This window comes from Aromatoleum buckelii, from assembly GCF_012910785.2.
Taxonomy (GTDB): Bacteria; Pseudomonadota; Gammaproteobacteria; order Burkholderiales; family Rhodocyclaceae; genus Aromatoleum; species Aromatoleum buckelii.
Map to the genome: position 1 here is coordinate 487,747 of NZ_WTVH02000010.1, position 22,502 is coordinate 510,248.

Genomic DNA, 22,502 nt, shown 5'->3' on the forward strand with positions numbered 1-22,502 from the left:
CAGCATGGCATCCGCGCTCGGCCCTGAAGAAGCACGCAACTACATGCACAAGCTGCTGAAGGCGATGCACCAGATGGGAGGTTCGGACCTTTTCATCTCGGCCGATTTCCCGCCGAGCATCAAGTCGCACGGCGGCATGAAACCGCTGAGTCAGCAGCGGCTCGCGGCCGAAGTGACCCGGTCGCTCGCGCTGAGCCTGATGAACGAGCGCCAGCGGCGCGAATTCGAGGCTGAGATGGAGTGCAATTTCGCCATCTCGCTGCCCGACGTGTGCCGCTTCCGCGTCAACGTGTTCATCCAGCAACAGCAGGTCGGCATGGTGATCCGGACGATCGCGTCGGAAATTCCGAATCTCGACAAGCTCGGCCTGCCCGCCGTGCTCAAGGACGTCATCATGACGAAGCGCGGTCTGGTGCTGGTCGTGGGCGGTACGGGATCGGGCAAGTCGACGACGCTGGCGGCGATGATCGACCACCGCAACACGAATTCGGCCGGCCACATCATCACGGTCGAGGATCCGGTCGAGTACGTGCACAAGAACAAGGGCTGCCTCATCACGCACCGCGAAGTCGGCGTCGATACGCATTCGTGGGAGCACGCGCTGAAGAACACGCTGCGCCAGGCGCCGGACGTGATCCTGATCGGCGAGATCCGCGACCGCGAGACGATGGAGCATGCCATCGCCTTTGCCGAAACCGGGCACCTGTGTCTCGGGACGCTACACGCGAACAACTCGAATCAGACGCTCGACCGGATCATCAACTTCTTCCCTGAAGAGCGCCGGAATCAGCTCCTGATGGACCTTTCGTCGAACCTGCGGGCGATCGTCTCGCAGCGTCTCGTCCGGACCGAGGACGGCACCGGGCGCAAGGCGGCGATCGAAATCCTGCTGAACACGCCGACGATCGCCGAAATGATCTTCAAGGGGCAGTTTCATTCGATCAAGGAGATCATGGCGAAGTCGCGCGAACTGGGGATGTGCACGTTCGATCAGGCACTGTTCGCGCTGTATGACGCGCACCACATCAGTTACGAAGAGGCGATCCGGAATGCCGACTCGGCAAACGAGCTGCGCCTGCAGATCAAGCTGAAGGCCGGCCGCGGGCAGCCACCGTCGGGTGTTGGGAGCGAATTCAGCCTGTCGATCGAGGAATCCGGGGAGGAAGATTCCGACGAGGCGGAAAAAGCGGACCTGCCGCCCGCGTCCGGCGCCTCGGCGGCACACACGGCCTGATTCGAAACGGGGCCGATCCGGATTTCGGACGCGGCCTGCCGCTGAAATGAAAAAAGCCCCGCGAGCGGGGCTTTTTGATTCGGTGTGAGCCGAAGCGTATCAGGCGGCCTTGGCCTTTTGCACGCCAGCCTTCGCGGAGGCGCCGACGGCCTTGACCGTGGCGTTGGTCGCGGCAGCCACGTTGGCTTCGGCGATCTCGGCAACTTGCTTCGCAGCCTTGCTGACGCTGTCGTACGCGCTGTTTGCGGCGGCGATCGCCGACTTGACGGCGGCAACGGCAACGTCGGAACCGGCCGGAGCGGACTTGACAGCCTTGTCGAGCGCCGACGACAGGTTCTTGTTCAGTTCGGCGATCTGGGTTTCGACCAGCTTCGAGATTTCTTCCTGGCCCTGCGACGCGATCTCGTAGACGCTGCGGTTGTAGGCGACGGCCTTCTCGACCAGCGGTTGGGCCAGGGCGGCCTGAAGGCTTGCCAGCTCCTGCACGTCCTTCGCGCCGAGCAGGGCCTTCGAGTTGGCGATGCTGTCTTCGAGGATCGAGCGGGCGGTGTTCAGGTTAAGGGCGGCAAAGCGCTCGGCGCTGGCGAAAACGTTGTTGGCCAGGGTCAGCAGGGTTTCGACGTTGGCTTTATTGGTCGCTGCAAACTGCTCGGGGGTAGCAAACATTTCTTCATCTCCTGATGGTGGTGCTTCAATGATTTGCTCCGCAACTCTTTCGGCCTGCTTGGTGCGTCGCAACATGGTCCGGATTATAGAGGCGGCAAGGCCCTTGTCAAGCGTTTTTTTTGTGCGCTGCACAATACCCAAGGAATACCCGCCAATGCTGTCCGGACCAAGCGCGAAAAGCCCAGCAAGACACGGTTTTTCGGCGATGTTTCGAGCTCTATGCGAGGATCTTTTTAACGGTAAACAGGTATGAAAATTACCGTGATGCTGCAATTGCAACATCACGGTAAAAATGACTGAGGAATGATGAAGGTTTGGTGCGCCGCCGCCGGGATGCGGCGGTGCGTCAACGTCAGCGGTGCTTGAACTCGGGCTTGCGCTTCTCGACGAAGGCAGCCATCCCTTCCTTCTGGTCGTCGAGGCCGAACGCGGCATGGAAAACGCGGCGCTCGAACAGGAGGCCTTCGTTCAGGCTTCCTTCGAAGGCGCGATTGACGGATTCCTTGATCATCATCACGACCGGCAGCGAGAAGTTGGCGACTTCGGTGGCCACCGCAAGCGCTTCGTCGAGCAGTTTGTCGGCCGGCACCACACGGGCAACGAGTCCCGCCCGTTCCGCCTCCTCGGCCCCCATCAGCCGTGCAGTGAGACACATGTCCATCGTTTTCGCCTTGCCGATCGCCCGCGGTAGGCGCTGCGTACCGCCCGAGCCGGGCAGGATGCCGAGCTTGATTTCGGGCTGGCCGAACTTGGCGTTGTCGGCAGCGATGATCATGTCGCACATCATCGCCAGTTCGCACCCGCCGCCGAGCGCGAAGCCGGCGACCGCTGCGATGACCGGCTTGCGGCAGGTCTTGACGCGTTCCCAATTGCGCGTGATGTAGTCGCCCTTGTAGGCGTCCATATGCGAAAAGTTCGCCATTGCGCCGATATCGGCGCCCGCGGCGAAAGCTTTCTCGCTACCGGTGATGACGATGGCGCCGATTCCCTCGTCGGCCTCGAAGTGGTCGAGCGCCTCCCACATTTCATCTACGACCTGATCGTTGAGCGCGTTCATCGCCTTCGGGCGATTAAGGGTGATCAGGCCGACCCGGCCACGCGTTTCAACGAGGATGTTCTGGAAACTCATGCGTCTCATCTCCTGGTGATTGAGGCTTTGCTGGGGGTGTTATTGGGGTGTTATTGGGGTGTTATGGGGATGTTATTGGGGTTTTTGCGGCGCTTCGCTGCCCGGTTCCGCGGCCGAGCCTTTCGGCTGGATGACGGCCCGCACGCGTGAGTCGCCGGCCGTTGCCGAACTCGTGCCGGGCTGGTTCGTGACGACGTATTTCTCGCTCAGGGCATCGTATTCGATGTAATGCCCGCGTACTTCGTCGCCGCCGGATTCGACGCGCGCCTGATTGAAAAGGCGCGCCCGCTCCGCCCGGCTGTCATATTCGATCCGTTCGGCCTCGCCTTCGACGAATTCGTTGCTGCCTTCGCGTTTCTGGCGGAACGTCGCGGGCCGTTTGTCGCTGCCGGTGGCCACTCCCGTCTGGAAACCGTCCGGGCCCTGCGTCACGACGAGCCGATCGCCCTTGATGACGAGAGAGCCCTGTGTGAGGACGACATTGCCTTCGAAGACGTGCACCTTGTTGCGGTCATCGACAGTCAGGCGGTTCGCCTCGATGTTGACCGGTTTTTCGCGGTCGGCAAGTTCCGCGAGCGCCGGCAGCGGCTGCAGTGCGGCAACGAGCCCGAGCGCGAGGAAGGCGAGTGCAAGGACATGCTTCATGGTTGGGTCCGCGAGGTGCGTGGCATGAGAACGGTGACCCCGTCGAGCAGGTCGAGGGTGCCGAAGATATTGTCCGACTTGAGCCCGCCGGCGTGCGCAGTCGTCTTGCCCTGCGTGAGGATGACGGGGTCGCTGGTTTCGGCGCGCTCGTCGTCGGGCCAGACTTTCAGGGTCTCGGAAGCGAAGCTCATCGCCGGACTGCCGGCGGCGGCCGCGCGATGTACGCGCACGTCACCGCTCAGGAGCACTTCGCTTCCGCCTTCGTGAATTTCGCCGGACTGTGCCGTGATGCGCAACTCACGGCCTTCTGAGTCGTAGCGCAGTCGTGGACGGTCGAGCGCGGTGATGCCGGACAGGGGGTAGTTCGTGATCCGGTCGGCGAGCAGTTCGTAGCGTTGCTGCCCGTCGGCGCCGAAGCTGACCAGCCGGGTCTGCTCGGCGATGAAGTCCGGAGCGCGTCGCTGTTCGGTGCGGGCTGCGCCGTCCTCGTCGCGCGTGACCCGCTCGAGCCACAGAGTGGCGCCGGCCAGCACGACGAGCGCGACGACCGGATAGAGTTGCAGGATCGACGGGCGCATCGCCGGCTTCAGACGAGATAGGCCGAGAGCATCGCTTCGAGCCTGCCCTGTGCGGCCAGCAGGTAGTCACACACTTCGCGCACCGCCCCGCGCCCGCCCGGCTTGCTTGCGACGTAGCCGACATGCCGCCGGACGAATTCGTGGCCGTCGGACGGGGTCGCCGAAAATCCGCATGCGCGCAGGATCGGCAGGTCGACGACGTCGTCGCCCATGTAGCCGGCTTCGCTGGCGGGGAGGCTCCGGCGTGCAAGCAGCGCCTCGAGACAGGCGCGCTTGTCTTCTACCCCCATGTGCAGCTCGCGAATGCCGAGATTCGCCGCCCGCAGTTCGAGTGCGCGAGAGCTGCGCCCGCTGATGATCGCGACTTCGACGCCGGCGCTCTGCAGCATCTTCAGGCCATGTCCGTCGAGGCTGGAGAAGACTTTCAGCTCCTCGCCATTGGGCGTGAAATACAGGCTCCCGTCCGTCATCACGCCGTCGACGTCGAAGCCCATCAGGCGGATGCGCGAGGCGTTTTCGCGGGCCGGCATCAGATCACCTTCGCGAGCATCAGGTCGTGGGTCGTCAGCGCGCCCGCGAGCGTGCCATCGGCGCCGACGACGAGCAGCTGGCTGATGCGCAGCCGTTCCATGATTTCCGCTGCTTCGACGGCGAGCGCGTCCGGATTGATGCTACGCGGCGCGCGCGTCATGACTTCGGCAAGCGCCGCAGTACGTGCGTCGCAGCCGCGCTCGAGCGCCCGGCGCAGGTCGCCGTCGGTGAAGATGCCGATCGGCGCGCCGCGGGCGTCGACGACCGCCGTCATGCCCATGCCGCCGCGCGTCATTTCGAGCAGGGCAGAGGTCATCGGGACGGTTTCCGCGACCTGCGGAACGCGGTCCGCACCGCGCATCACGTCGCTGACATGCGTGAGAAGGCGCCTGCCGAGGCTGCCGCCCGGATGGGAGCGGGCAAAATCGTCGGCACCGAAGCCGCGCGCATCGAGCAGCGCGACTGCCAGCGCGTCGCCGAGCGCGAGCGCCGCAGTGGTGCTGGCGGTCGGCGCGAGGTTCAGCGGACAGGCTTCCTCGCTGACCGCGGCGTCGAGATGGACGTCGGCTTCGCGCGCGAGCGGCGAATCCGGTTTGCCGGTCATCGAGATCAGCTTCGCGCCCTGACGCTTGACGAGCGGCACGATCGTCAGCAACTCCTCGCTGGCGCCGGAGTTCGATAGCGCGATGACGACGTCTTCGGCGGTGATCATGCCGAGGTCGCCGTGCGCGGCTTCCGCCGCATGCACGAAATAGGCGGGGGTGCCGGTGCTCGCGAGCGTCGCGGCGAGCTTGCGCGCGATGTGGCCGGATTTACCGATCCCCGTGACGATGACGCGGCCGTGGCGCTGCAGGATCAGCTGCACGGCGCGCTCGAAATCGGCGCCGAGACGTTCGGCCAGCGCCGCGACGGCGGCGGCTTCGATGTGCAGCACGCGGCGGGCGAGGGCGACGCAGCGGGTTTCATCGGGGAGAGCGGGCGGGACTGGGTTCATAGGGTTCGAAGCGGTTACACTCTGACGCACGAGACAGCCGGAAAACCGGCGGCGAACAGCAGGCCCGGCGGTGCAAATCGAAGCTGCGAAGTATAGCAGACGGGTCGAGCGGCCCCGCATCGTGCACATTCCACCGATCACCCTCATTCATGCACAACACGCTCGAGCTGGTCCTGTTGCTCCTGGCGGCCTGCGTCGTCGTGGTCGCGGTTTTTCGCAGCCTGAGCCTGCCGCCGGTGCTCGGATACCTGCTCGTCGGCGCCGGAGTCGGCCCGCATGCGCTCGACCTGGTCGAAGCGTCGGACGGCGCGAGCCATTTGGCCGAGTTCGGCGTGGTGTTCCTGATGTTCTCTATCGGACTCGAGTTTTCGCTGCCGCGGCTGTTCGCGATGAAACGCATCGTGTTCGGACTCGGCGCGGCGCAGGTGCTCGGATCGCTGCTGTTCACGATGCTGGCGGGGACGATCTTCGGGCTCGGGTGGGGGGCGAGCTTCGCGCTCGGCGCGACGCTCGCGATGTCGTCGACGGCAATCCTCTCGAAGCTGCTGTCCGACCGCCTCGAACTCGACCGGCCGCACGGCAGGGAAACGATCGGTGTGCTGTTGTTCCAGGATATCGCGGTCGTGCCGCTGCTGATTCTCATCCCCGCGCTGTCGCAGCCGGCCGGAGAACTCGCCGGGAGGCTCGGCATCGCGGCGCTCAAGGCCGTGGTGCTGCTCGCGCTGGTGCTCGTCGCCGGCCAGCGCGTGATGCGCTGGTGGTTTACCGTCGTCGCGCAGCGGCGCTCGGGCGAACTCTTCATGCTCAACGTGCTGCTGATCACGCTCGGGCTGGCGTGGCTTTCCGCGGCGGTGGGATTGTCGCTGGCGCTGGGGGCGTTCCTGGCGGGCATGCTGATTTCCGAAACCGAGTACCGCTACCAGGTCGAGGAGGACATCAAGCCGTTTCGCGACGTGCTGCTGGGCCTGTTTTTCGTCACCGTCGGGATGTTCCTCGACGTCGGGCTGATCGTGGCGAACCTCGCGGCGGTGCTGGGCCTGCTGGTGGCGCTGCTGGTATTCAAGGGGGCGATCGTCTTCGCCGCGTCGCGCGCTTTCGGTTCGTCGAGTGGCACTGCCTTGCGCACGGCATTGTGGCTGTGCGCCGGCGGCGAGTTCGGCTTCGTGCTGATCTCGCATATCGACGATGTCAATCTGATGCCGGAGGCGCTGCTGCAGGTCACGGTTGCCGCGCTGGTGCTGTCGATGCTTGTCGCGCCGCTGATCGTGCAGCTGAGCGACAGGCTGGTGCTGCGTTTCGTCGCTTCCGAATGGCTGCAGCGCTCGATGGAGCTGACGCGCGTCGCCGCGCAGACGATGAACACCAGCAAGCACATCATCGTCTGCGGCTACGGTCGCAGCGGACAGTACATGGCGCGCTTCATGGAGCAGGAAAACGTCAGCTACGTCGCGCTCGACCTCGATCCGGAGCGCGTGCGCGAAGCGGGTGCAGCCGGCGATACCGTCGTGTATGGCGATGCCGCGCGCCACGAAACATTGATGGCCGCGGGGATCATGCGGGCGAGTGCGCTGGTGATTTCGTTCGGCGAAGTCGAAGCGGCGCTACGAGTCATGCACCGCGCCCATCTGCTGCGGCCGGACCTGCCGATCGTCGTGCGCGCGAGCGACGAGAAGGACATGGCGCGGCTGTCGCAAGGCGGCGCCACCGAAGTGGTGCCGGAGGCTTTCGAAGGCAGCATCATCCTCGCCTCGCATGCGCTGGCGCTGATCGGCCTGCCGCTCAACCGCATCGTGCGACGCATCCGTGACATCCGCAACCAGCGCTATGCGCTGATGCGCGGCTTCTTCCACGGCGCGAGCGACGCAGCGGACGGGCCCGACGCGAACCAGGCGCGCCTGCGCTCGGTGACGCTGCCGGGCGGCGCCCGCGCAGTGGGCATGACGATCGGCGCGATCGGGCTCGGCGAAATCGGCGTCGGCGTCGGCGTGTCGGCAGTGCGCCGGCGGAACATCCGGGGGCTGTCGCCGGGGCCGGAAACGCAGCTCGAGGAAGGCGATGTCGTCGTCCTGATCGGCATCCAGGCCGATCTCGAGCAGGCCGAGCGCCGCCTGCTCGGCGGGGCCTGAGCGCCTCTCGGGCGCCACTGCGACCGTCCGCGCTCTGATAAACTTCGCCGTTTGACCGATGCGCCGGGTAATGCGCGAAAGCACTTGATCTTCGTGAAGTGCCGCTCGTCCCTGATGCGTTAGTCTGCGTTTCCAAAGATTTTTCGGGTTGCCTCGCTTGTCATCCAACTCCTCCGCCACGCTCGTTCAGTTGCAGGACGTTCGCTTCGCATACGGCGAGCGGGTCATCCTGCGCGGCATCGATCTCGACATCCCGCGCGGGAAAGTCGTGGCGATCATGGGCGGCAGCGGCTGTGGCAAGACGACTTTGCTGCGCCTGATCGGCGGGCAGCTGCGCGCCAGCGGCGGGACCGTGAACGTCGCGGGCCAGGACCTGTCGCGCTTGTCGACGCGCGAACTTTATGCGTTGCGTCGACGCATGGGGATGCTGTTCCAGTTCGGCGCGCTCTTCACCGACATGTCGGTGTTCGACAACGTCGCGTTCCCGCTGCGCGAACACACCGACTTGCAGCCTGAACTGATTCGCGACCTCGTGCTGATGAAGCTCAATGCCGTCGGCTTGCGGGGCGCGGCGACGCTGAAACCCGCGGAACTCTCAGGCGGCATGGCACGCCGTGTTGCGCTGGCGCGCGCGATTGCGCTCGACCCGATGCTGATCATGTACGACGAGCCGTTCGCCGGCCTCGACCCGATCTCGCTGGGAGTCATCGGGCAGCTGATCCGCCGGCTCAACGATGCGCTCGGGGCGAGCACGATCATGGTCACCCACGACATCCTCGAATCGCTGCAGATCGTCGATTACGTCTATTTCATCTCGGAAGGACGCATCGTCGCGCATGGCACCCCGGACGAGATCCGCGCCTCGACCGATCCGTTCGTGCAGCAGTTCATCCATGCCGAAGCCGACGGCCCGGTGCCGTTCCATTATCCGGCCGAGCCTCTTGCGCACAGCCTGCTGGGGCGGGGCGCGGCATGAACGGCCTGCTCGCTCTCGTGCGCCGGCTCGGCCGTGGCGTCACCGACGCGGTGTGGCGGCTCGGTTTCGCGGCGCGCTTCTTCGGCTTGCTGCTGCTGTATTCCGGGCAGTCGCTGCTGCGCGTGCACCTGACGATCCGCGAAGTCTATTTCAGCGGCGTGCTGTCGCTGCTGATCATCGTCGTGTCCGGGCTTTTCGTCGGCATGGTGCTCGGCCTGCAGGGTTACGAGACGCTGCAGCGTTTCGGCTCCGGCGATGCGCTCGGCGTGCTCGTGGCCCTGTCGCTGACGCGCGAACTGGGGCCGGTCGTCGCCGCGCTGCTGTTCGCGAGCCGCGCCGGCTCGGCCGTGACGGCCGAGATCGGCCTGATGAAAGCGACCGAGCAACTCAAGGCGATGGACATGATGGCGGTCAATCCGATCGCCCGCGTCGTCGCGCCGCGCTTCTGGGGCGGGGTGATCTCGATGCCGCTGCTCGCCGCGCTTTTTTCCGCGATGGGCGTGTTCGGCGGCTGGCTGATCGGGGTCGTGCTGATCGGCGTCGATGAAGGCGCTTTCTGGTCGCAGATGCAGGCGGCCGTCGATTTTCGCTTCGATGTCGTCAACGGCGTGATCAAGAGCGTGGTGTTCGGCGCCGCGGTGTCACTGATCGCGGTGTTCGAAGGGTACGACTGCACGCCCACCGCCGAAGGCGTCTCGCGTGCGATCACCCGCACCGTCGTCAGCTCAGCGCTGGCGATCCTGGCGCTCGACTTCGTGCTTACTTCCTTCATGTTCAGGGGCCAGTCATGAGCCGTACAACGCTCGACCTGTGGGTCGGTTTCTTCGTCGTCATCGGCATGGCTGCGCTGCTGTTCCTTTCGCTGAAGGTCGGCAATCTCGCGAGCGCCAATTTCAGCGAGTCCTACGTCATCAAGGCGCAATTCGACAACATCGGCGGCCTGAAGGTCAGGGCGCCGGTGAAGAGCGCAGGAGTCGTCGTCGGGCGCGTCACGGACATCGGCTTCGATACCGGCAGCTATCGCGCCGAAGTGACTTTCGTCGTCGATACCCGGTTTCAATTCCCTCGCGACACGATCGCGACAATCCTGACGTCCGGGCTGCTCGGCGAGCAATACCTCGGGCTCGAGCCGGGCGGCGACGTCGAGATGCTGAAAAGCGGGGAGGCAGTGCAGATCACGCAATCCGCGGTGGTGCTCGAAAAGCTGATCGGACAATTCCTGTTCAACAAGGCAGCGGAGACGCCGGCGAACTGACCCTGCCGCATCGCATCGAACAAAAATGAATAACAATTCCTCCCCCCGACACACGACGCTCGCGGCGATCGCGCTCTGCCTGATGCTCGCCGCCGGCTGCACGACGCGCATCGCGAACCCGGACGATCCGCTCGAGCGCTACAACCGCGCGATGTTCGGTTTCAACGAAACGGTCGACCGCGCCGCGATCCGCCCGGTCGCCGAGGCCTACGATGCGACGATGCCGCCTCCGGTGCGCACGGGCGTCGGCAACTTCTTCGGCAACGTCGGCGACGTCTGGAACGGCGTCAACAACCTGCTGCAGGGCAAGTTCAGGGAAGGCCTGTCCGACGGCGCCCGGTTCGGCCTGAACTCGACGCTCGGCATCCTCGGCGTCTTCGATGTCGCTTCCGAGTTCGGATTGCCGAAGAGCGACGAGGATTTCGGCCAGACGCTCGGGCGCTGGGGAGTCGGCGAAGGCGCCTATTTCGTCGTGCCGTTCTTCGGTCCGCGCACGGTGCGCGACGCCGCCGTGCTGCCGATCGACATGTACGGCGACAATGTCTGGGGCGTGAGCGACGTCGCGGCACGCAACAGCCTGACTGCGCTGCGTCTCGTGCATGGCCGGGCGAACCTGCTCGGCATCGACAAGACGCTCGAAGAAGGCACTCTCGACAAGTATTCCTACGCGCGCGACTTCTACCTGCAGCAGCGTCGCTACCGGGTCCATGACGGGAGCCCGCCGCAGGAATACGAGGATTTCAACGGCGGTGACGGCGCCATATCGCCGCCTGCGCCTGCCAGCGGTGGCGCGGCAGCGACGGATGCCGACGAATTTCAGCAGGGGAGCGGCGGATCCGGTGATGACCGCCCGGCCACAAGGTAATACAAGATGAAAAAACTCTTCCTTTCTCTGTGTCTGCTCCTGGCGATCGGCGCGAGTGCCGCAGCCGATCCCGCCGCGGCGCCTGGTGCCGGAGCGACGGCTACGCTGATGGCTCCCGACGCGCTGGTTCGGGACGTGAGCAGCGACGTGCTGGCGATCGTCCGCGACGACCACGCGATCCGTGCGGGCGATACCGGTCGCGTCGTCGATCTCGTCGAGGAAAAAGTGCTGCCGCACTTCAACTTCCGTCGCATGACGATGCTCGCCGTCGGCAAGGATTGGCGCCAGGCGACGCCCGAGCAGCAGAACGAGCTGGTCAATGCGTTCCGCACGCTGCTGGTTCGCACCTATTCAAATGCCCTGACGCAGTACCGCAACCAGGTCATCGAATACAAGCCGGCGCGCTTCGGCGCTGCCGATACCACGGTGCGCGTGCAGACCGAGGTTCGCCAGGCCGGAGCGCAGCCGATCAACATCGACTACGTGCTCGAAAAGACCGATCGCGGCTGGAAAGTGTTCGACGTCGTCGTCGCCGGCGTCAGCCTGGTGACGAATTATCGCGGCACGTTCACGCAGGAAATCCGCGCTGGCGGCATCGACGGGCTGATCCGTTCCCTGCATGCGAAGACGCAGGACCTGAGCGGTTCCCCGGCGCGTTCATGAACGGCGACGTGACTGGAGTGCTGCGGCTCGACGGACCGCTGACGATGAGGACCGTGAGCGGGTTCGTGCAGGCCGGGCGCGCAAAGGCCGCGGCCGGCGACCTGACGGTCGACCTGTCCGGCGTCACCACAGCCGATTCGGCGGCGCTGGCGCTGCTGTTGGACTGGCTGCGAGCGGCCCGTGACGCCAGGCACCGGATGACGCTGAGCGGCGTCCCGGAGGGATTGGGCAGTCTCGCCGCCCTGTATGGAGTCGACGAACTGTTGCCGGCGCAAGCCCCGGCCGCGTCGACTCGATGAGCCTGCCGGCAATCCGCATTGCTTCGGTGACGAAGCGGTATGGCTCCGTGCAGGCGCTCGCCGGCGTCGATCTCGAGGTCGACCGCGGCGAATTCTTCGGCCTGCTCGGCCCGAACGGTGCCGGCAAGACGACGCTGATCTCGTCCCTGTCGGGACTGGTCCGCGCCGACAGCGGCACGCTCGAAGTGATGGGCCACGACGTCGTGTCCGATTACCGCAATGCACGCCGCAAGCTGGGCGTGGTGCCGCAGGAACTGGTATTCGACCCGTTTTTCACGGTGCGCGAGCTGCTGCGCATCCAGTCCGGTTACTTCGGCATTCGCCACAACGACGACTGGATCGACGAGATCCTCGCGAGCCTCGACCTGACTGCCAAGGCGAGTGCGAACATGCGCATGCTGTCGGGGGGCATGAAGCGCCGCGTGCTGGTCGCGCAGGCGCTGGTGCACCGGCCGCCGGTGATCGTGCTCGACGAGCCGACTGCCGGCGTCGACGTCGAGCTGCGCCAGGGCCTGTGGCAGTTCATCCGCAAGCTCAACCGTGACGGCCACACGATCGTGCTGACGACGCACTACCTCGAAGAGGCCGAGGCGCTGTGCGGACGCATCGCGATGCTGAAAGCGGGGCGCGTCGTCGCCCTCGACACGACCGACAACCTGTTGCAGCGTTTCGCGACGCATTCGTTGCGCGTGCGTCTCGACCGTCCCGAAATCGCCGGCCGTCTCGGCGCGACGCTCGCCGAAGGCGGCTGGGCGGAGTTCGCCCTCGACACCTACGACGAGGTCGAACCGACGCTCGCGCGCCTGCGCGAAGCCGGCGGGCGGATCGTCGAGATGCAACTCGGCGAAGCCGATCTCGAGCGGGTCTTCGTCGAGGTCATGCACCATGCCTGAATCTCGCCTCGCGGGTTTTCGCACGCTGCTGTACAAGGAAGTGCTGCGCTTCTGGAAAGTCGGGTTCCAGACCGTCTTGGCGCCGGTGATCAACGCGATGCTGTTCCTGCTGATCTTCTCGCACGTGCTCGACCGCCACGTCACCGGTTATGGCGAAGTCGCCTACACGGCGTTTCTCGTCCCGGGGCTGGTGATGATGTCGCTGCTGCAGAACGCGTTCGCGAACAGCTCGTCGTCGCTGATCCAGAGCAAGATCACCGGCAACATCATTTTCGTCCTGCTGCCGCCGCTGTCGTACCGCGAGTTCTATGCCGCCTACGTCATCGCGTCGATGCTGCGCGGGCTGTTCGTCGGCGCCGGCGTGCTGCTGGTGTCGATCCCGTTCGTCGATCTGTCGCTCGCCGCGCCGGGCTGGGCGCTGGCGTTTGCCCTGATGGGCAGCGCGATCCTCGCTTCGCTCGGCGTCATCGCCGGCATCTGGGCCGACAAGTTCGACCAGCTCGCCGGATTCCAGAACTTCCTGATCATGCCGCTGACGATGCTGTCCGGCGTGTTCTATTCGCTGCATTCCCTGCCACAGCTGTGGCAGGACGTGTCGCACGCCAACCCGTTCTTCTTCATGATCGACGGTTTCCGCTACGGTTTCTTCGGCCAGTCCGACGTGTCGCCGTGGCTGAGTCTGGGTGTCGTTAGTGTGTGTCTGATGTTACTTGCGGCTCTGACCCTGGCGATGCTCGCCCGGGGCTACAAGCTGCGTGCCTGAGGAAATCAAAATGTTCGAAGCAAGCGAAATCAAGAGACTGATCGAGCAGGGGATGCCCTGCGAATTCGTCGAAATCCAGGGCGACGACGGCGTTCACTTCACCGGCATCGTCGTCAGCGCCGAATTCGAGGGCAAGCTGAAAGTGCGCCAGCACCAGGCCGTGTATGCGACGCTCGGCAAGCTGATGGGCAACGAGATCCATGCGCTGCAGTTGCAGACCTTCACGCCCGAGAAGTGGGCGGAAGTGCGCGGCGGACTCGGGTTCTGAGCGACGCGATGGACAAGCTACTGATCGAAGGCGGCGTGCGCCTGGCCGGAGAAGCTGCGATTTCCGGCGCGAAGAACGCGGCCTTGCCGATCCTGTGCGCCGCGCTGCTGACCCGCGAGCCGATGACGTTCACGAACGTGCCGCAGCTGAACGACATCGACACCCTGCTGAACCTGCTCGGGCAGATGGGAGTCAAGGTCAGCCGCGACAACGCCATGGTCACGCTCGATGCGTCCGCGATCGACAACCCGGTCGCGCCGTACGAGATGGTCAAGACGATGCGCGCGTCGATCCTCGTGCTCGGGCCGCTCGTCGCGCGCTGCGGCGAAGCGCGCGTGAGCCTGCCCGGCGGCTGCGCGATCGGGGCGCGCCCCGTGGACCAGCACATCAAGGGCCTTCAGGCGATGGGCGCGCAGGTGACCGTCGAGCACGGCTACGTGCACGCGGTCGTGCCGCGCCTCGCCGGCGCGCGCCTCTTCACCGACATGGTGACGGTCACCGGCACCGAGAACCTGATGATGGCGGCCTGTCTCGCCGACGGCGAAACGGTGATCGAGAACGCTGCGCGCGAGCCCGAAATCGTCGATCTGGCGAACTGCCTCGTCGCGATGGGGGCGCGCATCTCGGGTGCCGGCACTGACGTCATCCGCATCCGTGGCGTCGACCGCCTCAACGGCGCGACGCACCGCATCATGCCGGATCGCATCGAAACCGGCACCTACCTGTGCGCGGCGGCGGCGACTGGCGGTGAGATCCGGCTGACGCGCACGTCGACCGCGTATCTCGATGCCGTCGTCGACAAGCTGATGGACGCGGGCTGCGATGTCGTCGCCGAGCGCGACGCGATCCGCCTGAAAGCCCCGGCGCGCCTGACGTCGGTGAACATTCGCACGTCCCCGTACCCGGCGTTTCCGACCGACATGCAGGCGCAGTTCATGGCGATCAACGCGGTCGCCAGCGGCGCGGCGATGATCCGCGAGACGATCTTCGAGAACCGCTTCATGCACGCGGTCGAGTTGCAGCGTCTCGGTGCCGACATCCGCATCGACGGCAACACCGCCGTGGTGCAGGGGGTCGAGCGGCTGCAGGGGGCGACGGTCATGGCGACCGACCTCCGCGCCTCGGCGAGTCTCGTCATCGCCGGCCTCGTCGCCGAAGGCGAAACGGTCATCGAGCGCATCTATCACCTCGACCGCGGCTACGAGCGGCTCGAGGAGAAGCTCGCCGCGCTCGGCGCCCACGTGCGACGCGTCGCCTGAGCGGCAGGCGCGGCGCACGCCGGCAGCTCAGTGTCCGGCGGCTTCCGGCTGCCGGACTTCGAGCACTTCGAGATGGATCGAACGCCCGTCGTCGGTCTTCCAGTCGATCGCCTGGCCGACCGACAGGCCGAGCAGCGCGCTGCCGGCCGGCGAGAATACCGACACTTTCGCGGAGCCCTGCTCGGCATCGCCCGGATAGACGAGAGTCAGCTCGTATTCCCGGCCGCTGGGTTGTTCGCGAAAGCGCGCCCGGCTGTTCATCGTGATCACGTCGACCGGCATCTCGTCCGGTTCGCGCACCACGGCGCGCTCCAGTTCATCGCGCAGGCCGTTCAGGTCGCTGCGGTTGCGAGCGGCGGGCGAGAACAGCAGGCCTTCCAGGCGCTCCAGGTCGCGTGAAGAGATCACGATCTCGGGTTTCATCTCATCTCACCTCAAATCTTTGCTGGAAAAGTAAAAATGGCCGAACCGCCGCGCGGTTCAGCCAACCGCTGCAGGCTAACAGAAGGCGTGCCGGGTTACAATGTCGGCCCGATTTCTTCCGAGGCGCCGTCCGTGTCCAGCATCACCCTCGCCCTGTCGAAGGGCCGCATCTTCGAGGAAACGCTGCCGCTGCTCGCGGCGGCCGGCATCGTACCCGCCGACAATCCCGAAACCTCGCGCAAGCTGATCATCGACACGAACCGTCCGGATGTGCGCCTCGTCATCGTACGCGCAACCGACACGCCGACGTATGTGCAGTATGGCGCTGCCGATCTCGGCATCGCCGGCAAGGACGTCCTCCTCGAGCACGGCGGAGCGGGGCTGTACCAGCCGCTCGACCTCGACATCGCGAAATGCCGGCTGTGCGTGGCGACGCGCAAGGGCTTCGATTACGCCGCGGCGTCCCGGCCGGGAGGGCGCGTTCGCGTTGCGACGAAATACATCAACAGCGCCAAGACGCATTTCGCCGCGAAAGGCGTGCACGTCGACCTGATCAAGCTGTACGGTTCGATGGAACTCGCGCCGCTCGTCGGCCTCGCCGATGCGATCGTCGACCTCGTGTCGAGCGGCAGCACCTTGCGCGCGAACAATCTCGAGGAAGTCGAAGAGATCATGCCGATCAGCTCGCGCCTGATCGTCAACCAGGCTTCGCTCAAGCTCAAGCGCGAACTTATCCAGCCGCTGCTGGAGGCCTTTGCAGGAGCCGTGAAATGACTGCACCGGCTGCGACGATCCGCCGCCTCGACGCGCGCGAACCCGAATTCCTGGCGACCCTCGATGCGCTGCTCGCGTTCGAAGGCGGCGCGGACGCACGCATCGGCGCCGCGGTCAGCGATATCCTGCGCGCGGTGCGCACCACCGGCGATGCGGCGGTGCTCGAATACACGCGGCGTTTCGACCATCTCGACGTGAAGTCGATGGCGCAGCTGGAGTTGCCGAAGTCGGAGCTGAAAGCGGCGCTCGACAGCCTCACCGTCGAGCAGCGCGAGGCGCTGCGCGTCGCGGCCGACCGCGTGCGCGTCTATCACGAACGCCAGCGCGCCGAATCCTGGGACTACGTCGAAGCCGACGGCACGCGGCTCGGCCAGATCGTCACGCCGCTCGACCGCGTCGGCCTGTACGTGCCGGGCGGGCGCGCGTCGTACCCGAGTTCCGTGCTGATGAATGCGATTCCGGCCAAGGTCGCCGGGGTCGGCGAGCTGATCATGGTCGTGCCGACGCCGCACGGCGAGAAGAACCCGCTGGTGCTCGCCGCGGCCGCGATTACCGGCGTCGACCGCGTGTTCACGATCGGCGGCGCGCAGGCGGTGGCCGCGCTCGCATATGGCACGCAGACCCTGCCGCAGGTCGACAAGATCGTCGGGCCCGGCAATGCCTATGTCGCCGAAGCGAAGCGCCGCGTGTTCGGCACCGTCGGCATCGACATGGTCGCCGGTCCGTCCGAAGTGCTGATCATCTCGGATGGCAGCGGCCATGCCGACTGGGTCGCGATGGATCTCTTTGCGCAGGCCGAGCACGACGAGCTCGCACAGTCGATTCTGCTGTGCACGGACGCAGCTTTCATCGACGCGGTCGCCGCGTCGATCGAGCGCCTGCTGCCGACGATGCCGCGTCGCGAGACGATCGCCGCGTCGCTCGCGAACCGCGGCGCACTGATCCACGTCGACAGCCTCGAGCAGGCCTGCGCGATCGCGAACCGCATCGCCCCCGAACACCTCGAACTGTCGCTGGACGATGCCGAGCCGTGGGTCGGCTGCATCCGCCATGCCGGAGCGATTTTCGTCGGGCACTGGTCGGTCGAGGCGCTCGGCGATTACTGCGCTGGGCCGAACCACGTTCTGCCGACGATGCGCAGCGCGCGCTTTTCGTCGCCGCTCGGCGTGTACGACTTCCAGAAGCGCACCAGCCTCGTGCAGATATCCGAAGCCGGCGCGCAGACGCTCGGCCGCGTCGCGTCGATCCTCGCCCGCGGTGAGGGCCTGCAGGCGCACGCGCGCTCGGCCGAAATGCGCCTGCACGACCGATAGCCCCCCGACGGGCGGGCAGAGGCCAGCGACGTCCGCCGCGCTGCCCTAACGCAGGATGTCGCGCAGCGCTTCGACGAGGGCTGCGCACTGCGCGTCGGTGCCGACCGTGATGCGCAGGAACTGTTCGATTCGCGGCTGACGGAAGTGGCGCACGATGATCGCGCGCTGGCGCAGCTGCGCGGCGAGCTCTCCCGCATCGCGGTGCGGATGCCGGGTGAACACGAAGTTCGCTGCCGACGGCAGCACGTCGAAGCCGAGCGACGCGAGATCCGCCGAAAGGCGCTCACGGGTCGCGATCACCGCCGTGCGGGTGCGCTGGAAGTGCTCCTCGTCCTCGATCGCGGCCACACCGCCGGCGATCGCTAGCCGGTCGAGCGGATACGAGTTGAAGCTGTCCTTGACACGGTCGAGCGCTTCGATCAGATCCGGGTTGCCGACGGCGAAGCCGACGCGCAGGCCGGCGAGGGAACGCGATTTGGACAACGTCTGGACGGCGAGCAGGTTCGGATGGCGCCGCACGAGCGGAATCGCCGATTCGCCGCCGAAGTCGACATACGCTTCGTCGATGACGACGACGCACTGCGGATTGCCCGCGACGACGCGTTCGATGTCGCTCAGCGGCATCAACCGGCCGGTCGGTGCGTTCGGGTTCGGGAAGATGATCCCGCCGGCGGCGAGCGGACCATGCGGCAGGTAGTCGGCCGGGCGGATCGCGAAGTCGTCGTCGAGCGGCACGGTCTCGAACGCGATGCCGTACAGCCCGCAGTAGACCGGGTAGAAGCTGTAGGAGATGTCCGGAAAGCGCAGCGGGCGCTCGTGCTTCAGGAGCGCCATGAACGTATGCGCGAGCACTTCGTCCGAACCGTTGCCGACGAACACCTCGCGCGGCTCGACGCCGAAGCGTGCCGCGATCGCGGCCTTGAGCCGGTCGGCGTGCGGGTCGGGGTAAAGCCGCAGCGCGTCCGACGCTTCGGCGCGGATCGCCGCGAGCGCGCGCGGCGACGGCCCATACGGATGCTCGTTGGTGTTGAGCTTGACCAGGTTGGCGAGCTTGGGCTGCTCGCCCGGGACATAAGGGGTCAGGCCGTGGACCACGGCGCTCCAGTATTGGCTCATCGGCGGATCAGGGTGTGTCGGACCGGAAAGGGAAAGGGATCGCTGCTGCGTCCCGCATGTCGCCGCTCGCGCAGGTACCGCAACGGCAGCATTGCGGCGCGACTCGCGGGCGATGGTATCATGGCGCGAGAACGATGCCTGCCGGCTTCCGGCCCTTCTCATTTTTGTTCCCACTTCCATGCGGCAAGCCGAAGTTACTCGCGATACCCTCGAAACCCGGATCACCGCGCGCATCGACCTCGATGGCAGTGGCAAGGCGGCTTTCGCCACCGGAGTGCCGTTCCTCGACCACATGCTCGACCAGATCGCCCGCCACGGTGCGTTCGACCTGGATATCCGGGCGGAGGGCGATACGCACATCGACGACCACCATACCGTCGAGGATGTCGGCATCACGCTCGGGCAGGCTTTCGCCAAGGCGCTGGGCGACAAGCGGGGCATCCGCCGCTATGGTCACGCCTACGTGCCGCTCGATGAGGCGCTGTCGCGTGTCGTCGTCGATTTTTCCGGACGCCCCGGCTTGCATTATTTCGTCAGCTACACGCGGGCGCGGATCGGCAGCTTCGATGTTGATCTCGCGCGCGAATTCTTCCAGGGCTTCGTCAATCACGCCGGCGTGACGCTGCACATCGACAATCTGCGCGGCGACAATGCCCACCACCAGTGCGAAACGATTTTCAAGGCTTTCGGCCGCGCGTTGCGGATGGCGGCCGAACGCGACGAGCGTGCGGCGGGAGCGATTCCGTCGACCAAGGGCGCCCTCTGATTCCTTCCCGATTCATCTGATTACGATACGAGCGATTCCGCGATGAGCGATGTAGCCATCATCGACTATGGCATGGGCAATCTGCGCTCGGTTGCCAAGGCGATCGAACATGTGGCGCCCGGCAAGCGGGTGACCGTGACCTCCGATCCGGCCGTCGTCGCCGCCGCCGCACGGGTCGTGTTCCCCGGGCAGGGCGCGATGCCCGACTGCATGCGCGAACTCGACCTGCGCGGCCTGCGCGAGGTGGTCAAAACCGCCGCAGCGTCGAAGCCTTTCCTCGGCATCTGCATCGGCCAGCAGATGCTGTTCGAGCACAGCGAGGAAGGAAACGTGCCCGGACTCGGAATCCTGCCGGGGGGCGTGGTCCGCTTCCCCGACGCGAAGATGGTCGCGGCCGACGGCAGCCGGCTGAAAGTGCCGCACATGGGCTGGAACGAAGTGTGCCAGCGCCAGCCTCATCCGATGTGGGAGGGGATCCCGGACAACGAGCGCTTCTATTTCGTCCATAGCTATTTCGTCGCGCCAGCCGACGCGGCGCTGGTCGCCGCCGAAAGCGACTACGGGACAAGGTTTACCAGTGCAGTCGCCCGGGCTAACATCTTCGCGGTTCAGTTCCATCCGGAAAAGAGCGCCCAGGCGGGCCTGAAAATGCTTGCGAATTTCATTTCCTGGGCGCCCTGACCCGTCTGGCCATTGCCGTTTCCCATCCACTTCTGATATTGACCCCATCCCCCGTATGCTGCTGATTCCCGCTATCGATCTCAAGGACGGCCATTGTGTACGCCTGAAGCAGGGCGAAATGGACGACGCGACCGTATTTTCCGAGGATCCGGCCGCGATGGCCCGGCACTGGATCGAACAAGGGGCGAGACGCCTGCACCTGGTCGATCTGAACGGTGCGTTCGCCGGCAAGCCGAAGAACGGCGCCGCGATCCGTTCGATTGTCGATGAGGTCGGCGACGACATCCCGGTGCAACTCGGCGGAGGCGTCCGCGACCTCGACACGATCGAGCATTATCTCGACAACGGCATTTCGTACATCATCATCGGCACCGCTGCGGTGAAGAACCCTGGCTTCCTGCATGACGCATGCGGCGCGTTTCCGGGCCACATCATCGTCGGCCTGGATGCCAAGGACGGCAAGGTCGCCGTCGACGGCTGGTCGAAGATGACCGGCCACGACGTCGTCGACCTGGCGAAGAAATACGAGGACTACGGCGTCGAAGCGGTGATTTACACCGACATCGGCCGCGACGGCATGCTCTCGGGCGTCAATGTCGAAGCGACCGTTCGCCTTGCGCAGGCGCTGCGCATTCCGGTCATCGCGAGCGGCGGCATCGCCAGCATCGCGGACATCGATGCGCTGTGCGCAGTCGAGGCCGAAGGGATCATGGGCGCGATCACGGGGCGCGCCATCTACGAAGGGACGCTGGATTTTGCCGCCGCACAGGCGCGCGCCGACGAACTCAACGGCGGCGAAGCCTGATGCTTGCCAAACGCATCATCCCTTGTCTCGATGTCAGTGCCGGGCGGGTCGTCAAGGGGGTGAATTTCGTCGAGTTGCGCGACGCCGGCGATCCGGTCGAGATCGCGCGCCGCTATGATGAGCAGGGTGCCGACGAGATCACCTTTCTCGACATCACTGCCAGCTCGGATGCTCGCGACATCATCCTGCATGTTGTCGAACAGGTTGCCGAGCAGGTTTTCATCCCGCTGACGGTGGGCGGCGGCGTGCGCACGGTCGAGGATGTGCGCCGGCTGCTTAATGCCGGCGCCGACAAGGTCAGCATCAACACCGCCGCGGTGAATAACCCGCAGGTCGTCGCCGACGCCGCCGGCAAAGTCGGCAGCCAGTGCATCGTTGTCGCGATCGACGCGAAACAGACGGCGCCCGGCAGGTGGCAGGTGTTCACGCACGGCGGGCGCAACAACACCGGGCTCGACGCAGTCGAGTGGGCACAGAAGGTCGCCGCGCTCGGCGCCGGTGAAATCCTGCTCACCAGCATGGACCGCGACGGCACGAAAATCGGTTTCGACCTGGGACTGACGCGCGCTGTCGCCGACGCGGTGCCGATCCCGGTGATCGCCAGCGGCGGCGTCGGGACGCTCGAGCACCTGGCCGAGGGCGTCTCGGAGGGGCGCGCGGATGCGGTGCTCGCCGCCAGCATCTTTCACTTCGGGCAGCATACTGTGCGCGAAGCGAAGGAGCTGATGCGCAGCCGGGGCATCGAGGTGAGGCTGTGAGCAGACCAAACTCCGTGCGCTGGCTCAACGACGTGCAGTGGGACGACCAGGGACTCGTGCCGGTGATCGCGCAGGAAGCGGCGACCGGTGACGTGCTGATGTTCGCGTGGATGAACCGCGAGGCACTGCAGCGCACCGCCGAAACCGGCGAGGCGATCTACTGGTCCCGTTCGCGCCGCCGCCTGTGGCACAAGGGCGAGGAGTCCGGCCATGTCCAGAAGGTGCTGGAGATCCGCGTCGACTGTGACAGCGACGTCGTCCTCCTGAAGATCGAGCAGGTCGGTGGCATCGCCTGCCATACCGGCCGCCACAGTTGTTTTTTCCAGCGCTACCTGGCCGACGGTTCGTGGGAAGCTGTCGATCCGGTCGTCAAAGATCCGAAGGATATCTACAAATGATCGATATCGAAGTGCTGCACCGAGTCGCCGCGACCCTTGCCGAGCGCAAGAAAGCGGACCCGGATTCGTCTTACGTCTCGAGCCTGTATGCCAGGGGCACCGACGCGATCTGCAAGAAGGTCGCCGAGGAGGCGGCCGAGACGATCATGGCAGCCAAGGACAAGGACATGCTCCACGTGGTCTGGGAAGTCACCGACCTGTGGTTCCACTCGCTGGTGCTGCTGACGCATTTCGGCCTGTCGGTCGATGACGTGCTCGCCGAGTTCCGGCGCCGCGAAGGGGTCTCCGGCATCGACGAGAAGAAATCCCGCACGACTTCGTGAG

At 65.6% G+C, this 22,502-nt stretch carries 28 protein-coding genes; 20 read left to right on the forward strand and 8 right to left on the reverse strand.

The annotated features are described in order from the left end of the window. Nucleotides 1–4: 4 nt before the first annotated feature. On the forward strand, nt 5–1,234 hold the full coding sequence (locus tag GO608_RS12950; protein ID WP_169198060.1) for a PilT/PilU family type 4a pilus ATPase: 1,230 nt from the start codon (nt 5–7) through the stop codon (nt 1,232–1,234). A 99-nt stretch (nt 1,235–1,333) separates the two neighbouring features. On the opposite strand, the gene GO608_RS12955 is transcribed toward GO608_RS12950, so the two are convergent. The 6 genes from GO608_RS12955 to GO608_RS12980 all read right to left on the reverse strand — a co-directional run bounded on the left by GO608_RS12955 (nt 1,334) and on the right by GO608_RS12980 (nt 5,777). After that, nucleotides 1,334–1,900 (reverse strand): phasin family protein, encoded by a 567-nt coding sequence (locus GO608_RS12955; protein ID WP_169198128.1) that lies wholly within the window; start codon nt 1,898–1,900, stop codon nt 1,334–1,336. 352 nt (nt 1,901–2,252) lie between these two features. Beyond that, complete coding sequence (locus GO608_RS12960; protein ID WP_053420023.1) at nt 2,253–3,029, reverse strand: enoyl-CoA hydratase; 777 nt, start codon at nt 3,027–3,029, stop codon at nt 2,253–2,255. A gap of 72 nt (nt 3,030–3,101) precedes the next feature. Beyond that, nucleotides 3,102–3,674: a lipopolysaccharide transport periplasmic protein LptA gene (gene lptA / locus GO608_RS12965; protein ID WP_169198061.1), complete on the reverse strand. Its 573-nt coding sequence runs from the start codon at nt 3,672–3,674 to the stop codon at nt 3,102–3,104. Then, on the reverse strand, nt 3,671–4,252 hold the full coding sequence (lptC, locus tag GO608_RS12970) for an LPS export ABC transporter periplasmic protein LptC (protein WP_169198062.1): 582 nt from the start codon (nt 4,250–4,252) through the stop codon (nt 3,671–3,673). The genes lptA and lptC overlap by 4 nt, the downstream gene beginning before the upstream one ends. A gap of 8 nt (nt 4,253–4,260) precedes the next feature. Further along, nucleotides 4,261–4,782, reverse strand: a complete 522-nt coding sequence (locus GO608_RS12975) for a KdsC family phosphatase (RefSeq protein ID WP_169198063.1) — start codon at nt 4,780–4,782, stop codon at nt 4,261–4,263. Next, nucleotides 4,782–5,777, reverse strand: coding sequence for a KpsF/GutQ family sugar-phosphate isomerase (locus GO608_RS12980; protein ID WP_169198064.1), 996 nt, complete (start codon nt 5,775–5,777; stop codon nt 4,782–4,784). Before GO608_RS12980 ends, GO608_RS12975 begins: the two co-directional genes overlap by 1 nt. Nucleotides 5,778–5,926: 149 nt before the next feature. Here GO608_RS12980 and GO608_RS12985 point away from each other — a divergent pair, with 149 nt between their 5' ends. The 11 genes from GO608_RS12985 to murA all read left to right on the forward strand — a co-directional run bounded on the left by GO608_RS12985 (nt 5,927) and on the right by murA (nt 15,144). Beyond that, the gene (locus tag GO608_RS12985; RefSeq protein ID WP_169198065.1) at nt 5,927–7,903 is read left to right on the forward strand and encodes a monovalent cation:proton antiporter family protein; all 1,977 of its coding nucleotides are present in this window, start codon (nt 5,927–5,929) and stop codon (nt 7,901–7,903) included. Nucleotides 7,904–8,051: 148 nt separating this feature from the next. Continuing rightward, on the forward strand, nt 8,052–8,879 hold the full coding sequence (locus tag GO608_RS12990) for an ABC transporter ATP-binding protein (RefSeq protein ID WP_211159324.1): 828 nt from the start codon (nt 8,052–8,054) through the stop codon (nt 8,877–8,879). Further along, on the forward strand, nt 8,876–9,670 hold the full coding sequence (mlaE, locus tag GO608_RS12995; protein ID WP_169198067.1) for a lipid asymmetry maintenance ABC transporter permease subunit MlaE: 795 nt from the start codon (nt 8,876–8,878) through the stop codon (nt 9,668–9,670). The genes GO608_RS12990 and mlaE overlap by 4 nt, the downstream gene beginning before the upstream one ends. Continuing rightward, entirely contained in the window at nt 9,667–10,134 is a 468-nt protein-coding gene (mlaD, locus tag GO608_RS13000) for an outer membrane lipid asymmetry maintenance protein MlaD (RefSeq protein ID WP_169198068.1), read from the forward strand. Before mlaE ends, mlaD begins: the two co-directional genes overlap by 4 nt. 25 nt (nt 10,135–10,159) lie before the next feature. Continuing rightward, nucleotides 10,160–10,999, forward strand: coding sequence for an MlaA family lipoprotein (locus GO608_RS13005; RefSeq protein ID WP_169198069.1), 840 nt, complete (start codon nt 10,160–10,162; stop codon nt 10,997–10,999). A gap of 6 nt (nt 11,000–11,005) precedes the next feature. Further along, nucleotides 11,006–11,662: an MlaC/ttg2D family ABC transporter substrate-binding protein gene (locus GO608_RS13010; RefSeq protein WP_169198070.1), complete on the forward strand. Its 657-nt coding sequence runs from the start codon at nt 11,006–11,008 to the stop codon at nt 11,660–11,662. Beyond that, nucleotides 11,659–11,961, forward strand: coding sequence for an STAS domain-containing protein (locus GO608_RS13015; protein WP_169198071.1), 303 nt, complete (start codon nt 11,659–11,661; stop codon nt 11,959–11,961). The genes GO608_RS13010 and GO608_RS13015 overlap by 4 nt, the downstream gene beginning before the upstream one ends. Beyond that, nucleotides 11,958–12,854, forward strand: a complete 897-nt coding sequence (locus GO608_RS13020; RefSeq protein WP_169198072.1) for an ABC transporter ATP-binding protein — start codon at nt 11,958–11,960, stop codon at nt 12,852–12,854. The genes GO608_RS13015 and GO608_RS13020 overlap by 4 nt, the downstream gene beginning before the upstream one ends. Next, complete coding sequence (locus GO608_RS13025) at nt 12,847–13,617, forward strand: ABC transporter permease (protein WP_169198073.1); 771 nt, start codon at nt 12,847–12,849, stop codon at nt 13,615–13,617. The genes GO608_RS13020 and GO608_RS13025 overlap by 8 nt, the downstream gene beginning before the upstream one ends. 10 nt (nt 13,618–13,627) lie before the next feature. Continuing rightward, complete coding sequence (locus tag GO608_RS13030) at nt 13,628–13,885, forward strand: BolA family protein (protein ID WP_169198074.1); 258 nt, start codon at nt 13,628–13,630, stop codon at nt 13,883–13,885. A gap of 8 nt (nt 13,886–13,893) precedes the next feature. Next, on the forward strand, nt 13,894–15,144 hold the full coding sequence (gene murA / locus GO608_RS13035; RefSeq protein ID WP_169198075.1) for a UDP-N-acetylglucosamine 1-carboxyvinyltransferase: 1,251 nt from the start codon (nt 13,894–13,896) through the stop codon (nt 15,142–15,144). Between the two features lie 27 nt (nt 15,145–15,171). Here the strand turns inward: murA and rnk are convergent, their stop codons facing one another. Beyond that, a complete protein-coding gene (rnk, locus tag GO608_RS13040) occupies nt 15,172–15,567 on the reverse strand; it encodes a nucleoside diphosphate kinase regulator (RefSeq protein WP_169198076.1) in 396 nt (131 codons plus the stop codon). Nucleotides 15,568–15,699: 132 nt separating this feature from the next. On the opposite strand from rnk, the gene hisG reads away from it, so the two are divergent. Both hisG and hisD read left to right on the forward strand, forming a co-directional pair. Next, a complete protein-coding gene (gene hisG, locus GO608_RS13045) occupies nt 15,700–16,341 on the forward strand; it encodes an ATP phosphoribosyltransferase (RefSeq protein WP_011236550.1) in 642 nt (213 codons plus the stop codon). Next, nucleotides 16,338–17,654, forward strand: a complete 1,317-nt coding sequence (gene hisD / locus GO608_RS13050; protein WP_169198077.1) for a histidinol dehydrogenase — start codon at nt 16,338–16,340, stop codon at nt 17,652–17,654. Before hisG ends, hisD begins: the two co-directional genes overlap by 4 nt. A 45-nt stretch (nt 17,655–17,699) precedes the next feature. Here hisD and hisC read toward each other — a convergent pair whose 3' ends face one another. Next, nucleotides 17,700–18,770: a histidinol-phosphate transaminase gene (gene hisC, locus GO608_RS13055; RefSeq protein ID WP_169198078.1), complete on the reverse strand. Its 1,071-nt coding sequence runs from the start codon at nt 18,768–18,770 to the stop codon at nt 17,700–17,702. A 178-nt stretch (nt 18,771–18,948) separates the two neighbouring features. Between hisC and hisB the strand changes: the two genes are divergently transcribed. Genes hisB through GO608_RS13085 form a run of 6 tightly spaced genes read left to right on the forward strand, consistent with a single transcriptional unit; the run spans nt 18,949 to nt 22,501 of the window. Further along, nucleotides 18,949–19,536, forward strand: a complete 588-nt coding sequence (hisB, locus tag GO608_RS13060) for an imidazoleglycerol-phosphate dehydratase HisB (RefSeq protein ID WP_169198079.1) — start codon at nt 18,949–18,951, stop codon at nt 19,534–19,536. A gap of 42 nt (nt 19,537–19,578) precedes the next feature. Further along, nucleotides 19,579–20,217, forward strand: coding sequence for an imidazole glycerol phosphate synthase subunit HisH (hisH, locus tag GO608_RS13065; protein WP_169198080.1), 639 nt, complete (start codon nt 19,579–19,581; stop codon nt 20,215–20,217). 55 nt (nt 20,218–20,272) lie between these two features. Continuing rightward, nucleotides 20,273–21,022 (forward strand): 1-(5-phosphoribosyl)-5-[(5-phosphoribosylamino)methylideneamino]imidazole-4-carboxamide isomerase, encoded by a 750-nt coding sequence (hisA, locus tag GO608_RS13070; protein WP_169198081.1) that lies wholly within the window; start codon nt 20,273–20,275, stop codon nt 21,020–21,022. Continuing rightward, a complete protein-coding gene (gene hisF, locus GO608_RS13075; protein WP_169198082.1) occupies nt 21,022–21,780 on the forward strand; it encodes an imidazole glycerol phosphate synthase subunit HisF in 759 nt (252 codons plus the stop codon). The genes hisA and hisF overlap by 1 nt, the downstream gene beginning before the upstream one ends. Further along, entirely contained in the window at nt 21,777–22,178 is a 402-nt protein-coding gene (gene hisI / locus GO608_RS13080) for a phosphoribosyl-AMP cyclohydrolase (RefSeq protein ID WP_169198083.1), read from the forward strand. Before hisF ends, hisI begins: the two co-directional genes overlap by 4 nt. Further along, the gene (locus GO608_RS13085) at nt 22,175–22,501 is read left to right on the forward strand and encodes a phosphoribosyl-ATP diphosphatase (protein ID WP_169198084.1); all 327 of its coding nucleotides are present in this window, start codon (nt 22,175–22,177) and stop codon (nt 22,499–22,501) included. Before hisI ends, GO608_RS13085 begins: the two co-directional genes overlap by 4 nt. The last annotated feature ends 1 nt before the right edge of the window (nt 22,502 follow it).

What these genes read in the sequence shown, in the direction of transcription:
- GO608_RS12950 (WP_169198060.1), top strand. Translation starts at nt 5, where the DNA reads ATGGCATCCGCGCTCGGCCCTGAAGAAGCACGCAACTACATGCACAAG.
- GO608_RS12955 (WP_169198128.1), bottom strand. Translation starts at nt 1,900, where the DNA reads ATGTTTGCTACCCCCGAGCAGTTTGCAGCGACCAATAAAGCCAACGTC.
- GO608_RS12960 (WP_053420023.1), bottom strand. Translation starts at nt 3,029, where the DNA reads ATGAGTTTCCAGAACATCCTCGTTGAAACGCGTGGCCGGGTCGGCCTG.
- lptA (WP_169198061.1), bottom strand. Translation starts at nt 3,674, where the DNA reads ATGAAGCATGTCCTTGCACTCGCCTTCCTCGCGCTCGGGCTCGTTGCC.
- lptC (WP_169198062.1), bottom strand. Translation starts at nt 4,252, where the DNA reads ATGCGCCCGTCGATCCTGCAACTCTATCCGGTCGTCGCGCTCGTCGTG.
- GO608_RS12975 (WP_169198063.1), bottom strand. Translation starts at nt 4,782, where the DNA reads ATGCCGGCCCGCGAAAACGCCTCGCGCATCCGCCTGATGGGCTTCGAC.
- GO608_RS12980 (WP_169198064.1), bottom strand. Translation starts at nt 5,777, where the DNA reads ATGAACCCAGTCCCGCCCGCTCTCCCCGATGAAACCCGCTGCGTCGCC.
- GO608_RS12985 (WP_169198065.1), top strand. Translation starts at nt 5,927, where the DNA reads ATGCACAACACGCTCGAGCTGGTCCTGTTGCTCCTGGCGGCCTGCGTC.
- mlaE (WP_169198067.1), top strand. Translation starts at nt 8,876, where the DNA reads ATGAACGGCCTGCTCGCTCTCGTGCGCCGGCTCGGCCGTGGCGTCACC.
- mlaD (WP_169198068.1), top strand. Translation starts at nt 9,667, where the DNA reads ATGAGCCGTACAACGCTCGACCTGTGGGTCGGTTTCTTCGTCGTCATC.
- GO608_RS13005 (WP_169198069.1), top strand. Translation starts at nt 10,160, where the DNA reads ATGAATAACAATTCCTCCCCCCGACACACGACGCTCGCGGCGATCGCG.
- GO608_RS13010 (WP_169198070.1), top strand. Translation starts at nt 11,006, where the DNA reads ATGAAAAAACTCTTCCTTTCTCTGTGTCTGCTCCTGGCGATCGGCGCG.
- GO608_RS13015 (WP_169198071.1), top strand. Translation starts at nt 11,659, where the DNA reads ATGAACGGCGACGTGACTGGAGTGCTGCGGCTCGACGGACCGCTGACG.
- GO608_RS13020 (WP_169198072.1), top strand. Translation starts at nt 11,958, where the DNA reads ATGAGCCTGCCGGCAATCCGCATTGCTTCGGTGACGAAGCGGTATGGC.
- GO608_RS13025 (WP_169198073.1), top strand. Translation starts at nt 12,847, where the DNA reads ATGCCTGAATCTCGCCTCGCGGGTTTTCGCACGCTGCTGTACAAGGAA.
- GO608_RS13030 (WP_169198074.1), top strand. Translation starts at nt 13,628, where the DNA reads ATGTTCGAAGCAAGCGAAATCAAGAGACTGATCGAGCAGGGGATGCCC.
- murA (WP_169198075.1), top strand. Translation starts at nt 13,894, where the DNA reads ATGGACAAGCTACTGATCGAAGGCGGCGTGCGCCTGGCCGGAGAAGCT.
- rnk (WP_169198076.1), bottom strand. Translation starts at nt 15,567, where the DNA reads ATGAAACCCGAGATCGTGATCTCTTCACGCGACCTGGAGCGCCTGGAA.
- hisD (WP_169198077.1), top strand. Translation starts at nt 16,338, where the DNA reads ATGACTGCACCGGCTGCGACGATCCGCCGCCTCGACGCGCGCGAACCC.
- hisC (WP_169198078.1), bottom strand. Translation starts at nt 18,770, where the DNA reads ATGAGCCAATACTGGAGCGCCGTGGTCCACGGCCTGACCCCTTATGTC.
- hisB (WP_169198079.1), top strand. Translation starts at nt 18,949, where the DNA reads ATGCGGCAAGCCGAAGTTACTCGCGATACCCTCGAAACCCGGATCACC.
- hisH (WP_169198080.1), top strand. Translation starts at nt 19,579, where the DNA reads ATGAGCGATGTAGCCATCATCGACTATGGCATGGGCAATCTGCGCTCG.
- hisA (WP_169198081.1), top strand. Translation starts at nt 20,273, where the DNA reads ATGCTGCTGATTCCCGCTATCGATCTCAAGGACGGCCATTGTGTACGC.
- hisF (WP_169198082.1), top strand. Translation starts at nt 21,022, where the DNA reads ATGCTTGCCAAACGCATCATCCCTTGTCTCGATGTCAGTGCCGGGCGG.
- GO608_RS13085 (WP_169198084.1), top strand. Translation starts at nt 22,175, where the DNA reads ATGATCGATATCGAAGTGCTGCACCGAGTCGCCGCGACCCTTGCCGAG.